Genomic DNA, 13,162 nt, shown 5'->3' on the forward strand with positions numbered 1-13,162 from the left:
AATTCCGCATCAAGGTGAACTCACGTTACCTTGAGCGGTTTCAGGAACCCGCCAGCGGCGGTGCATCCACAGCCACTGCTCGGGATATTCCCGCACCCATTCCTCCACCACGGAGGTCATGGCCTGCATGGCGCCCTGCACGTTGATCTGCCCGTCCGGGTCGCGCGGCAGATCGAGAGGCGGCGTGAGCTGGAGGCGGAAGCGGTGGTTGGGCAGGCGGATCACCCGCACCCCGTGGACCGGGCAATCGAAGCGGCGGGCGAATTTTCCCAGGATCGGGTTCACCAGGGCCGGGCGGCCCATGAAGTTCACGATCACCCCGCGGGTGAAATGCTGGTCGATGAGCATGCCGAGATGCCCGTCCTTCTCCAGCGCGCCCTGCATGGCGAAGGCCGCGCCCTGGCGGGCCGCTTCGAGATTACCCATGGTCTCGCTACGGATCTCGTGCAGCACGCGGGCGATGGCCGGATCGTTGGGCGCACGGAACACCGCCGTGGTGTCGAGCCCGAAACGGGCCGCGCAGATCGCAGGCAATTCCCAGTTGGCCAGATGAGCCGAGAAGATGAGGCCGGGCTTGCCGTCGTCGCGTAAGCTGAGGAAGTGGTCGATGCCGTCGACCTCGGTGCGGCCGGGAACATCGCTCTCGGGATCGAAGTCGAACAAGCGCCCGAGATGCGGATATTCGCCAGCTGTGCGGCCGAGATTGTCCCAGGCTGCCATGGCAAGGGCTTTAACCTCGGCCTCCGACTTCTCCGGGTAGACCGCGCGGATGTTATTCAGAGCGGTCTTATGAGCGCGCAACAGAGGTCCGAAGGTGCGGGTCAGCGCCGCGCCCACCGCGCCGGAGCGCTCGGGGCCGAGCGCCCGCGCCAAGCCGAAGACGCCGCGCACGACGCCGACCATGACCGTCTCGGTGAGGCGCGAGACGAGGCTGCGGGGGCGATGGGGCTGCTGCACGTTTTTCTGAATCCCGGCCTGAGAAGAAGCTCCCCTGGTCTTTTCGAAGGCGAGCGGTTTCGTCAAGGTCTGCGGTCGCGGCGAATTGTTCGAGCGGCCGGCTTTCAGCTCAGAATGTCACGAGCACCTTGCCGAAGACCTTGCGGCCCTCGAGCCGCTCAAGCCCCTGCTGGAACTCATCGAGCGGGAAGACCGCGTCGATCACGGGGGTCATGCCTTGAGCCATCTTGTCCAGGGACTGGGAGATGTTCTCGATCCGGCACCCGAAGGACCCGAAAATCCGGTATTGCTGCTGGAAGAGCTGCATCAGGTTCATGGTGGTGGAGACGCCTGAGGTGGAGCCGCAGGTGACGAGGCGCCCGCCGCGCTTGAGGCACAGCAAGCTTCCGTTCCAGGTCTCGGCGCCCACGTGCTCGAACACCACATCGACACCTTTTCGCTTGGTCAGCCGGCGCACCTCGCCCTCGAAGCGCTCGGTGCGGTAGTTGACCACGTAGTCGGCGCCCAAGGCTTTGGCCTTCTCGCCCTTCTCGTCGTCACCCACCGTCGTATAGACCGTGCAGCCGATGGCCTTGGCCATCTTGATCGCCGCCGTGCCGATGCCGGAACCGCCCGCATGGACGAGAATGGACTCGCCGGGCTCGAGCTTCGCGTTGTCGAACAGCATGTGCTGCACGGTGCCGAAGCCGATGGGCGCGCAAGCCGCCTGCTCGAAGGAGACGCCCTTGGGCACCGGGATCACCAGGCGCTCGGGACGGTTGATCAGCTCGCGGGCGAAGCCGTCGATGTGGAAGCCCATGATGCCGGCGACGTTCTCGCAGAGATTATCCCACCCCTTCCGGCAGGCCGCGCAGTGCCCGCAGGTCTCGGCCCCGTACATGGTGACCGGGTCGCCCGCCTTGAACCGCGTGACGCCCTCGCCGACGGCCGCGATCTCGCCAGATGCCTCGACGCCCACCGCCTGGGGCATCTTGCGCTTGGCAAACGCCATGCCGCGAAAGCCCCAGACATCGAGGAAGTTCAGCGCCAGCGCCTTCACCCGCACCTGCACCTCGCCGGGCGCGGGCGGCGGCGGAGCGTCGATCTCGGTGATGCGAAGGTCACGGTCGCCGAAGAGCTGGAGGGAGCGCATGAAATGAAATCCTTGTCGTCGTCATGCCCGGCCTTGCTCCGGGGTGCCCCTTGCAGAGGAAAGACGTGGATGGCCATGACGGGAGAAACTGGTTGCGGGGGCTTAAAGGGCCAATGGAGGAATGGCAAGCCGTAGGCGGCTTCCCTCTCATTCAGTTCCATATAACAGTACAGAATTGTCTTCAGGTTAAGGGGCCCGGTCGTGAGCACCATTTCGGCAATCGTTACAGGTGCTCCTGCATGGGTCTGGGCCGTTCTTGCCTTGATCATCTATTTGGGCATGAGGGCCCTGAAACCCGGGAGCGGAAGCCCTGCGCGCTTCTCTGTCGTTCCAGGGATTTTTCTGACGACGGCACTCGGCACGCTTCTTCTTTCGTCCCGTCTCTCGGACATCCTTCCATTCTGGCTTGCCAGCTGTCTTTTAGGGATCGGAATCGGAGTTTTTTGGACCCAGCTTCTCCGAATCGACATCGACCGGACAGAAGGAATCATCCGGTTGCCGGGCACCGCGTTCTGGCTCGTGACGGGCCTTATGGTGTTCGGGATGCGATACGCCATCGAAGTCTACCTGGCCTTCAACCGAAACTTGGCCCAGGAGCCCTTCTGGTTTGCGCTGCCTTATGCCGTTATGGGCCTAGGCACGGGAATGAGTGCCGGGTGGTGGGCTACGCTGATGACCCGCTATCTGCGCGCCGCCGAGGCATGAGAGATGTGGCGCTGGTCACACGATCCCGGATCGGTTTCGCCGTCCGGGATGACCGTGCACTTACCGATGCACGCCCAGCATCGAGGTGAGGCCGCCGTCGATGGGCAGAACCGTGCCGGTGATGTAGGCGGCGGGCTCGGACAGGAGGAAGGCAGCGAGGCCGGCGATTTCCTCAGGCTTGGCGAAACGTCCGGCCGGGATCTGCTTTTCCATGTTGTCGCGATAGGCGGCGTAAGGCGCCATCATGTCCGTGTCAATGAAGCCCGGGGCGATCACGTTGACCGTGACGCCGCGCTTGGCGGTCTCGACGCTAAGCGTGCGGCAATAGGAGATCAGCGCACCCTTGGAGGCGGCATAGGCCGCGTTGCCGGGGTTGCCCTGGAGCGCCGCCACGGACCCGATGGCCACGATGCGGCCCTGCTTGGCGCGGATCATGCCGCGCATGAGCGCCTTGGCGATGCGGGTGAACGACCAGAAGTTCACCTGCATGGCGGCTTCGGCCTTGTCCTGCTGCATCATGGCGGCGAGCGCATCATAGGGCTGGCCGGCATTGTGGATGAGCCCGAAGAAGCTCTCGCCTTCCATGCTCTCGCAGAAGGCCTCCAACGCCGCCTTGTCGGAGAGATCGACCTCATGGGCCTTGATGGTGCGGCCGGCATTCGCCTGCATCAGCTCCTCGGCGAGTGCCTTCGCGGCATCGCCTGAGGAACGATAGGTGAAGTCGACATCGTGGCCGGCGGCCACGAGCGCCCGCACGATGGCGGCCCCGACGCCTTTGCCGCCGCCCGTCACCAGAACCCGTGTCATGATCTCAAGCCCCTTTCGGCTCGGCCCCGAAGACGAGGCAGGTGTTCTGGCCGCCGAAGCCGAAGGAGTTCGAGAGCACGTAGTTCACGCTTGCGTCGCGGGCGACGTTCGGCACCACGTCGAGCGGGATCGCAGGATCGGGCACCTGGTAGTTGATGGTCGGCGCGATGCGGCCGGTGCCGATAGTCATGAGCGACATCACCGCCTCCACCGCACCGGCGGCCGTGAGCGTGTGGCCGATCATCGACTTGTTGGATGAGATCGGAAGGTTCGCCATGCGCTCGCCGAACACGGCGGTGCAGCTCATGGCCTCCATCTTGTCGTTCTCCGGCGTTGAGGTGCCGTGGGCATTGATGTAATCGATATCCTCAGGCGAAACGCCCGCATCCTCCAGCGCCTGGCGGATCGCCGTGATGGCCGGCATGCCGTTCGGGGACGAGCGGGTGCGGTGGAAGCCGTCACCCTTCTCGCCGCAGCCGAGCACGTAGCCGAGGATTTTTGCGCCCCGCGCCTTCGCGCTTTCCGCATTCTCCAGCACGAGCGCCGCGCCGCCCTCGCCCATGACGAAGCCGTCGCGGTTCTTGGAGAAGGGTTTGGACGCCGCTTCCGGGTTCTCGTTCTGGGTCGAGAGCGCCGAGAGCAGGGAGAAGCGGATCAGCGATTCCGGGTTCACGGAGCCGTCGGTGCCTATGCAGAGCGCGGCATCCGTTTCGCCCCGGCGGATCGCCTCGACGCCGAGCTGGATCGCGGTGGCACCCGACGAACAGGCGGTCGACAGCGAGATCGGCGAGCCTCTGGTGCCGAAGCGGTCGGCCACCCGGTCGGCCACCGTGCCGAAAATGAAGAGGTCATGCCACGGCTTGAAGCGGCCAGTAGCCGCGGCCTTGAGAAGATCCTTGTAAGTCACCTCATCGCCTTGGCCCGAAGCCTCAGCCAAGGCCTCGCGCTGCGGCCATTCCATCTCGACCGGCGGCACGGCGATGAACAGCGCGCCCGGGAAACCACTGGGTGCCAATCCCGACTGCCCCACTGCTTCCTCCGCCGCCAGCATGGCGAGCCGCTCGGACAGCATGGGGGCGCAGAAGGGCTCCACATCGACCGAGTCGATGGTGCCGGCAATGGTGGTGCGCAAGCCCTCGGTGGGAAAGCGCTCGATGCGGTGGATGCCCGACCGGCCGGCCGTCAATGCGGCCCAGGTGTCGTCCTTGCCCTGGCCGAGGGACGTGACCACGCCCATGCCGGTGACGGCAACGAGCGGGCGGCCCTGTTTGTCGCGAAGCGCCATAGCCTTCTCCTCAAGCCTTGGTGAGCCGGATGGCGCCTTCGCCGCGCCAATGTCCGATGGAGGTGACGAGCGCCTCGCTCAGGCCGCCTCCGGCGATCAGGCCGGCGGCCAGCGCGACGCCGATGGGCGCCTGGGCTTCCATGGTGTGGCCCACGAGATCGCCGGTCGCATGGATGGCCGCGCCGGGCGCGATGTCCTTGAGCGCGGCCCGCTCCTCGTCCGTGATCCCCTTGATGCCTGTGGCGCCGGAGAGCACGACATCAGGCTTGCCCCCGAGCTGCCGCGACAGGCCGTGAAGCGCACCTTCGACGCTGCCCGGCTGACGGCGGCTGCGGTCGGAGGCAACACCTGCGATAGCGGCAAGCGGCTTCGCGCCGCGCGCGGCGGCGTGTTCGCGGGATTCGAGCACCAGGAAGCAACCGCCTGATCCGAGGATCATGCCGCCACCTTCCGCGGGGCGCTCCCAGACTGAAGTATACGGCTTCTTCCAGAGGAAGCCGCCCATCTCGTAGATGAGGAGCACGTCGGGCCGCTCGGCATTGTACGAACCGCCGACGAGAAAGATGTCGTCCTGGCCCGAGGCGATGCGCTCGCGGGCGATGCGGATGGCATCGATGCCGCTCGATTCCTCGCCCATGAAGGTGCGGGACGCGCCGGTGACGCCGTGGACGATGGAGATGTTGCCGGCGAGCAGGTTGGAGAGCTGCGCCAGGAACAAGGTCGGGCGCAGGTCGCCCATCAGGCGCTCGTTGAGGAACACGCCAGGATTGTCGGCTTTGCGCAGCCCGGTGAGGATCTGACCGTCGACGGCATAATCCCGCTCGCCGCCGCCGGCCGAGACGATGAGCTGCATGCGGCCCTTGAGGTCCGCATCCTCTTTGGCGCCCGCTGCATCGAGGGCGAGGCCTGCCGCATAGCAGCCGAGCTTCTGCCACGGCTCCATCTGCCGCTGGTCGGATTTCTTCGGGATCTGCCGGTCCCATTCGAGGGTCACCGCCGGGTGGACCGGGAAGGGCTCGAAACTGGCCGCATCCGTGTTCGGGCTGCCGCCGGCAAGCGCCGTCAGGTGCGCCTCAAGGCCTTCTCCCGCCGAGGAGACGAGGCCCACTCCGGTAATGACGACGTCGCGCATCACACATTTTCCTCCAGGAGGCCGATGCGCTTGGCTTGCGCGCGCATCAGACCGTCCATGCCTTCCGGGAAGGGCATGATCCGGAAGCGCAGCTCCGCATCGCAGATCGGCTTGCCCTCGGCCGTGATCCTGGCCTTGGTCACCGCATAGCCCGAGCCTTCATGCTCCAGCGAAGCCGTGACGGTGAGCACCGTACCCGGTCCGACGAAGGTGCGAAAGCGCGCCTTGTCGACGCCCATCAGGAACGGCATGTGGGTGAAGCCCATCAGGCCCAGCACGAGATAGCCGGAGGCCTGGGCCATGGTCTCGGTGAGGAGAACGCCGGGCACGAGGGGGTGGCCGGGGAAATGCCCTTCGAAGACCGGGCTTTCCTGGGGGACGACGGACGACACCTCGATCCGCTTGGTCTCGCGGTCGAGGCTCGTCACCTGGTCGATCATTTCAAAATATTCGAGGCGCATCCGGATCCCCTACCCTATCGCCCCCGGCGAATTCAATGGGAAGAGAATCCATGAGGCGGGGCCGCTTGATGGATCGCCTCTTCGGACCGGCTCGATCAGCCGGCCCGCCGGGATTGTTTGATCAGGCCTGCTTGGCGGCCACCAGCGCGTCGATGCGCGCCACGAGGTTCTTCAGGACGAAGTATTCCTCGGCCGGAGCCTTGCCCTCGTTCACTTCCTGGGTCCACTGCTCCAGGGGCAGCTTGATGCCGAAGGCCTTGTCGATCGCGAATGCGATATCGAGGAAGGCGAGCGAGTCGATGCCCAGATCCTCGATGGCGTGGCTCTCGGGGGTGATCTGCTCACGCGGAATATCGGCGGTCTCTGAAATGATGCCGGCGACGGTCTCGAAGGTGGACGCCATGACGCCGCTCTCCTGATGTGCATGTTGGTCTCAACGAGGCGGCGCCGGCAAGCTCGGGGATGCCCCGGTGTCCAGACGCTCATTTCGTCGAGGAGGGTTGTTTCGAAGCGCACCCCTTACACGACAGGCGCCGGACCGGCAACCGATTGGTTGTATCGGGTCGAATCGTCCTTGCCGGGAGAGCGGGAACTTTCCCCGCGGCACCGGCATAGGCATCAGCCGATTGATTATTCGGCCCCCATCGTCGATAAGGGCCGCCTTCGGGCTTCAACCGAATGATCTTACATCAAAAGAGATTGCTGGATCGACGTGCTCAACAGGTTCCTCAAGCCTGAAGTCCGCTATGCCCGCCGCATGGCCCGGATCGCCCGATGGGACAGACCCGTCGAGGGGCTGTGGGGACGTATGTCCGCCTGGGCCCACATGCTCATCGCCGATCACGGCGTGTTCCGCCTCTTCTACCTGAACAAGCACCCGGTCACCGACCGGCTCTGGCGCTCGGCCCAGCCGGCACCGCACCAGATCGCAGCCCTCAAGGCCGAGGGCATCAAGACCATCATCAACCTGCGGGGCGGCCGGGAGCACGGCTCGTGGCAGCTCCAGAAGGAGGCCTGCGACCGGCTCGGCATCCACCTGGAAGAATTCGTGGTGCGCTCCCGCGGGGCGCCGGACCGGGAGACCCTGCTCTCCGCCAAGAAATTCTTCGACACCATCGAGTACCCGGCGGTTCTGCACTGCAAATCCGGGGCGGACCGGGCCGGCTTCGTGGCGGCCCTCTACCTCATCGTTTACGAGGGCAAGTCCATTGACGAGGCCCAGCAGCAGCTATCCATGCGCTATGGGCACTTCCGGTTCTCGAAGACCGGCATCCTGGACGAGTTCTTCGATCTCTACCGCCGCGAGGGCGAAGCTGAGGGCATTCCGTTCCTCACCTGGATCGAAACCCGGTACGACGCGGACGATCTGGAGCGGAATTTCCGATACGGCTTCTGGTCCCATCTTCTCGTCGACAGGATCATGCGGCGCGAATAGGCCGCAGGCCCCGTGTCAGGAGACCGCTAGGCTGGGCTCGCTGTCGTCGGAGAGCTGCAGGCGGTGCAGGCGGGCATAGGCCCCCGCCTTGGCGATGAGAGCCTCGTGCGAGCCTGTTTCCGCAACCCGCCCCTTTTCCATCACGACGATCTTTTCCGCATTGCGGACCGTCGACAGGCGATGGGCGATCACCAGGGTGGTGCGGCCCTTCATGAGCTTGCGGATGGCATCCTGCACCAGACGCTCCGATTCGGAATCGAGGGCGCTGGTCGCCTCGTCGAGGAGCAGGATCGGCGCGTCCTTCAGGAAGGCTCTGGCGAGCGAAATGCGCTGGCGTTCGCCGCCCGACATGCGGCCGCCGCCCGGCCCGACCACCGTGTCGTAGCCCTCGGGCATTCTGACGATGAAGTCGTGGGCTGCTGCCGCCTTGGCGGCGTTCACGATCTCCTCGTCCGAGGCGCCGGACCGCCCGAAGGCGATGTTGGCCCGGATCGTGTCGTCGAAGAGGATCACGTCCTGGCTCACCACCGCAACAGCCTGCCTCAGGGTCGCCAGGGAGACGTCGCGCACGTCCTGTCCGTCGATCACGACGGCGCCCCGGGTCGCATCATAGAGGCGCGGCACGAGGGACAGGAGCGTCGACTTGCCTGAGCCGGAGCGGCCGACCAGGGCCGTGGTCTGCCCGGCCTCGGCCACGAGATCGACATGGTCCAGGGCCGCCGCCTCTCCATCATAGGAGAAGGACGCATCCACAAACCGGATCTCGCCGCCATTCAGCCGCAAGGGATCGGCACCCGGCCGGTCCTGGATCTTGGGTGCCTGATCCATCACGTCGAAGGTGCGGTGCAGGGCGGCGGCTGCCTCCTGGACGATGGCGTTGAGGTTTCCGAGCGCCCGGACCGGGTGCGCTGCCATGACGAGGGCGCTGACGAAGCCGGTGAAATCGCCCACGGTGCTGTCACCGGCGAGAATGCGCTGGCCGATCAGCATCAGGACGATGGCCACGGCGAGGCCGCCGCCCGTCTCGAGCACCGGATCCATGCGCCCGCGGGCATTGGCCGCCTTCATCTTGAGGTCGCGGACGTCGTCGAACGTCTTGGCGGCCTTGGCCTTCAGGTAGCGTTCGAGCCCATAGGTCTTGGCGATGCGCGTGCCGGCAAGGCTCTCGGTGATGAGGCTTGCCATCACGCCGGTCTGCTCCTGGGTGGAGGCGGCAACCCGGCGCAGCTTCCGGCCGATCTTGTTCACCGGGTAGGCGAAGAAGGGCGCGATCACGGCCGCCACGATGGTCAGCACCGGGTCGATCCAGAGCATGGCGGCGATCAGCGCCATGAGGGTCGTCGACTCGCGCAGGAACACCGTGGAGAGGCGGGTCAGCGCCTCCCGGATGAAGGAGAAGTCCGTCGTGAAGCGCTGAGTGAGGGCCGCCGGGCTCTCGCGGTCGATCTGGGAGAGATCGGCCTCGATCATGTGACCGTAGAGGGCCGTCTGCATGTCGGCCTCGATTCGGGTCACCACCTTGTTGGTGAGCACGGTGAGCGCGAGCAGCGAGAAGCCCTTCACGGAGGTCACGACGATCACGAAGAGCGGGGCCAGCATGATGGCCCGCGCATCCTTGATGTCGAAGGCATCGAAAGCGGCCTTGATCAGGACCGGATAGAGCCCCGTCGCGCCCGACACCAGGGCGACCAGCACGACCACCACGGCCAGGGTCTTGCGGTGCGGACGCATCCAGTCCCGCCACAGACGGCTGATCAAGGGAAGGGTATCCCCCCGAAGGATGCTCTTGGACGCCATGGATTCTTTGAAATTCCCGATTGAAGGCCTGCGGTTAGCATGTGAACCATCAGGCCGCAAATCTTTCGGAACGCCAACAGGGGTCCAGCGCTGCTTTGCCGCTCGCAGAGCAGCGCCGGCCTTGTCACAGTGACTCCGAATGCCCGTCAGACCGCCTTCAGGTGCCGGATCGGGCGGCCTGGGGCGATCATCTCGGCGGCCGCGATGATGCCCTGGGCGTCGATGCCGAAATGGCGGTAGAGATCCTTGACCGTGCCGGTCTGGCCGAAATGCTCCACGCCGAGCGAGCGGGTGCGGTGGCCCATGACCGAGCCCATCCAGGCGAGCGTCGCCGGATGGCCATCGATTACCGTCACCAGCCCGCAATGGGGCGGCACGTCGGCGAGCAGGCGCTCCACATGGGATCGTGCATGGACCAAACCGCGCTCGCGGGCGCGCTGCGCTGCCGTCCAGCCGGCGTTGAGCCGGTCGGCCGAGGTGATGGCCAAGAGCCCGACGTCGCGCCGGTCCTCGGCCATGAGGCCCACCGCTTCGATCGCCTCTGGGGCCACCGCGCCCGTATAGGCAACGACAACTTGAGCGTTCGGCCCGGGCTTTCTGAGCCAGTAGGCGCCCGCCATGATCTCGTCGGCCAGATCGGGCGTCATGTCGCGCTGCGGCTGCTCCAGGGTGCGGGTGGACAGGCGCAGGTAGACCGAGCCGCCGGTCTCGTCGCGCAGCCAGGTTTTCTCATTGGGCTCGCCGCCCTCGCGCTGCATGTAGTCGAAGGCCCAGCGCATGATGACCGCGAGTTCGTCCACGAAGGCCGGCTCGAAGGAGGCGAGACCGTCCTGCGCCATACCGACCAGCGGCGTGCCGATGGACTGATGCGCCCCGCCCTCAGGCGCCAGCGTCACACCGGACGGCGTCGCGACGATCATGAAGCGGGCATCTTGGTAGCAGGCATAGTTGAGCGCATCGGCGCCGCGATAGATGAACGGATCGTAGAGGGTACCGATGGGCAGGATCCGCTCGCCGAAGAGCGAGTGCGACAGGCCCAAAGCCGAGAGCACGATGAACAGGTTCATTTCGGCGATACCGAGCTCGATATGCTGGCCGGAGGGCGAGAATTCCCAGTTATAGGTCGAGGGAATCCGCTCTTTCTTGAAGGTGTCGACGAGGCTCTCGCGGGCATAGAGCCCGCGCCGGTTCACCCAGGCGCCGAGATTGGTCGAGACCGTCACGTCCGGCGCCGTGGTGACGATTCGCGCGGCGAGCGCATCGTCCGAGCGCGCCAGCTCGTTGAGGATGAAGCCGAAGCCCTGCTGAGTCGACATGGCCGGATTGGCCGGGAAGGCGAGCTTTTCCGGCACCGGCACGGCCGGCGCGGCGTAGCGGCGGGTGCCCTTCTGGATGAACGGCACCTCGGCGAGGAAGCGCTCGATCTCGGCCTGCGGAGCCTTCATGCCCTCGAACTTGTCCCATTCATGACCCGGGCGCACCCCTTGGGTCTTCTGCCAGGCCCCCATCTGGGTTGGCGTCAGCATGCCGGAATGGTTGTCCTTGTGGCCGGCGAGCGGCAGCCCGAAGCCCTTGATCGTGTAGGCCAGGAAGCAGACCGGGCGGTCGTGCTGGCGCGCCTTCTCGAAGGCGTCGAGCAGGCTCGGCAGGTCGTGGCCGCCGAGATTGGCCATGAGTTCGGCGAGTTCCTCGTCCGAGCGCTTCTCGATGAGGCGGGTGACCGGCCCCTGGTCGCCGAGATCGTCGAGCAGGCGCTTGCGCCACGCAGCACCGCCTTGATACGTCAGAGCCGAGTAGAGCTGGTTCGGGCAGGAATCGATCCAGTCGCGTAAGCGCTCGCCGCCGGGCTCCTGAAAGGCCGCCTGCATGAGCGAGCCGTGCTTGAGCACCACCACGTCCCAGCCGAAATTGCGGAACAGCGCCTCGAAGCGCTGCCACAGGCCCTCGCGAATCACCGCATCCAGGCTCTGGCGGTTGTAGTCGATGATCCACCATGTGTTGCGGATGCCGTGCTTCCAGCCTTCCAGCAAGGCCTCGAAGATGTTGCCCTCGTCCATCTCCGCATCGCCCACGAGTGAGATCATGCGGCCTTCCGGCTTGTCCTTCATCCAGCCATGGGCCTTCACGTAGTCCTGCACGAGGCTGGCAAACAGCGTCTGGGCGACGCCCAGTCCCACCGAGCCGGTGGAGAAATCGACGTCGTCGATGTCCTTGGTGCGGGAGGGATAGGACTGCGCGCCCTTGTAGCCGCGGAAATTCTCCAGCTTCTCACGGGTCTGGCGGCCGAAGAGATATTGGATGGCATGATAGATCGGGCTGGCATGGGGCTTCACCGCCACCCGGTCCTCAGGGCGCAGCACCGAGAAATAGAGCGCCGCCAGGATGGTGGAGAGGGAGGCCGAGGACGCCTGGTGCCCGCCGATCTTCATCCCGTCCTCGTTGGGACGCAGGTGATTGGCATTATGGATCGTCCAGGTGGACAGCCAGAGCACCTTGCGCTCGAGTTCCTTCAAGATGCTCAGGTGCCGTGCGTCAGCCATGTCGTCCCTCCCGGTTTTTCCGAGATATAGGCCGGAAGCTTTTCGGACGCGAGGCCTAAGGCTCGGGAGCAGCTGGCAGGACGTAAAAAACGAAAAGCCCGCCGAGTGGCGGGCCTTCGTAGATCTCTCGTATCTGAGAGAAATTGGAGCGGGCGAAGGGATTCGAACCCTCGACCCCAACCTTGGCAAGGTTGTGCTCTACCCCTGAGCTACACCCGCGCTCCGCGATGCCGAGGCATCGTTGCGAGGCCCGTGATGTGCCTCAAAACGGCTCGCATTGCAAGAGGGTTCGGGCGATCTTTTCGACGGAAGCCTTGAGCCTGCTTCATCCGGTCGCTAGAAGGCGAACCGACACGGAGGTTGCAAGCTTGGCCCATCTCTCCCCGCAGGAACTCCTGGAACGCCTGTCCTCGCTCGGCATCCCGACCGAGACTGTGGAGCACGAGCCCGTCTTCACGGTGGCCGAGTCGGCCTCCGTTAAGGAACGCATTCCAGGCGCCCATTCCAAGAACCTGTTCGTGAAGGACAAGAAGGGCCGCTTCTTCCTGATCTCCGCCAAGCATGACACCGCCATCGACCTCAAGCGCATGCACGAGGTTCTCGGGGCCTCCGGCCGCCTGTCCTTCGGCTCCGCCGAGCAGCTGCGCGCGCTTTTGGGAGTGGAGCCCGGTTCCGTCACGGCCTTTGCCGTGGTGAACGACACGGACGGCAAGGTCACCATGGTGCTCGATGCCAACCTCATGGAGCACGAACGGCTGAACTTTCATCCGCTCGTCAATTCTATGACCACCGGCGTGTCGCGGGAGGATCTGGTCGCGTTCCTGCGTGCCACGGGGCACGATCCACTGATCCTGCGTCTGCCGGAGCCGCCGGCGGAATTGTCAGACAACGCTTAAGCTCCCATTTAAGGC

The 13,162-nt window shown here is 65.3% G+C and carries 12 protein-coding genes and 1 tRNA gene; 3 read left to right on the plus strand and 10 right to left on the minus strand.

The features are described 5' to 3' along the window. Positions 1-9 precede the first annotated feature (9 nt). Both JKL45_RS14495 and JKL45_RS14500 read right to left on the minus strand, forming a co-directional pair. Positions 10-957 carry a lipid A biosynthesis lauroyl acyltransferase gene (locus tag JKL45_RS14495; RefSeq protein ID WP_312896966.1) on the minus strand — a complete coding sequence of 316 codons (948 nt, stop codon included), beginning with the start codon at positions 955-957 and terminating at the stop codon, positions 10-12. A 109-nt stretch (positions 958-1,066) separates the two neighbouring features. After that, entirely contained in the window at positions 1,067-2,089 is a 1,023-nt protein-coding gene (locus tag JKL45_RS14500) for a zinc-binding dehydrogenase (RefSeq protein WP_201861998.1), read from the minus strand. A gap of 201 nt (positions 2,090-2,290) precedes the next feature. On the opposite strand from JKL45_RS14500, the gene JKL45_RS14505 reads away from it, so the two are divergent. Continuing rightward, the gene (locus tag JKL45_RS14505) at positions 2,291-2,794 is read left to right on the plus strand and encodes a DUF6622 family protein (RefSeq protein WP_201861999.1); all 504 of its coding nucleotides are present in this window, start codon (positions 2,291-2,293) and stop codon (positions 2,792-2,794) included. 60 nt (positions 2,795-2,854) lie between these two features. Here JKL45_RS14505 and JKL45_RS14510 read toward each other — a convergent pair whose 3' ends face one another. From JKL45_RS14510 to JKL45_RS14530, 5 genes are all read right to left on the minus strand, one after another. Next, a complete protein-coding gene (locus tag JKL45_RS14510; protein WP_201862000.1) occupies positions 2,855-3,601 on the minus strand; it encodes an SDR family NAD(P)-dependent oxidoreductase in 747 nt (248 codons plus the stop codon). Between the two features lie 4 nt (positions 3,602-3,605). Further along, positions 3,606-4,886 (minus strand): beta-ketoacyl-ACP synthase, encoded by a 1,281-nt coding sequence (locus tag JKL45_RS14515; protein ID WP_201862001.1) that lies wholly within the window; start codon positions 4,884-4,886, stop codon positions 3,606-3,608. Positions 4,887-4,896: 10 nt separating this feature from the next. After that, complete coding sequence (locus JKL45_RS14520) at positions 4,897-6,018, minus strand: beta-ketoacyl-ACP synthase (protein ID WP_201862004.1); 1,122 nt, start codon at positions 6,016-6,018, stop codon at positions 4,897-4,899. Beyond that, positions 6,018-6,479, minus strand: coding sequence for a 3-hydroxyacyl-ACP dehydratase FabZ family protein (locus JKL45_RS14525; RefSeq protein ID WP_201862007.1), 462 nt, complete (start codon positions 6,477-6,479; stop codon positions 6,018-6,020). The genes JKL45_RS14520 and JKL45_RS14525 overlap by 1 nt, the downstream gene beginning before the upstream one ends. Before the next feature lie 121 nt (positions 6,480-6,600). After that, positions 6,601-6,882 (minus strand): acyl carrier protein, encoded by a 282-nt coding sequence (locus JKL45_RS14530; protein ID WP_201862010.1) that lies wholly within the window; start codon positions 6,880-6,882, stop codon positions 6,601-6,603. A 309-nt stretch (positions 6,883-7,191) separates the two neighbouring features. Between JKL45_RS14530 and JKL45_RS14535 the strand changes: the two genes are divergently transcribed. Next, positions 7,192-7,914, plus strand: coding sequence for a fused DSP-PTPase phosphatase/NAD kinase-like protein (locus JKL45_RS14535; RefSeq protein WP_201862012.1), 723 nt, complete (start codon positions 7,192-7,194; stop codon positions 7,912-7,914). A 15-nt stretch (positions 7,915-7,929) separates the two neighbouring features. Here JKL45_RS14535 and JKL45_RS14540 read toward each other — a convergent pair whose 3' ends face one another. From JKL45_RS14540 to JKL45_RS14550, 3 genes are all read right to left on the minus strand, one after another. Next, positions 7,930-9,711, minus strand: a complete 1,782-nt coding sequence (locus JKL45_RS14540) for an ABC transporter ATP-binding protein (protein ID WP_201862013.1) — start codon at positions 9,709-9,711, stop codon at positions 7,930-7,932. A gap of 146 nt (positions 9,712-9,857) precedes the next feature. Further along, a complete protein-coding gene (locus JKL45_RS14545) occupies positions 9,858-12,251 on the minus strand; it encodes a thiamine pyrophosphate-binding protein (protein ID WP_201862015.1) in 2,394 nt (797 codons plus the stop codon). 144 nt (positions 12,252-12,395) lie between these two features. Continuing rightward, positions 12,396-12,470 (minus strand) — tRNA-Gly (locus JKL45_RS14550). 149 nt (positions 12,471-12,619) lie between these two features. On the opposite strand from JKL45_RS14550, the gene JKL45_RS14555 reads away from it, so the two are divergent. Further along, entirely contained in the window at positions 12,620-13,147 is a 528-nt protein-coding gene (locus JKL45_RS14555; protein ID WP_201862018.1) for a prolyl-tRNA synthetase associated domain-containing protein, read from the plus strand. The last annotated feature ends 15 nt before the right edge of the window (positions 13,148-13,162 follow it).

The sequence above is a fragment of the Microvirga soli genome (assembly GCF_016734765.1).
GTDB classification, from domain to species: Bacteria; Pseudomonadota; Alphaproteobacteria; order Rhizobiales; family Beijerinckiaceae; genus Microvirga; species Microvirga soli.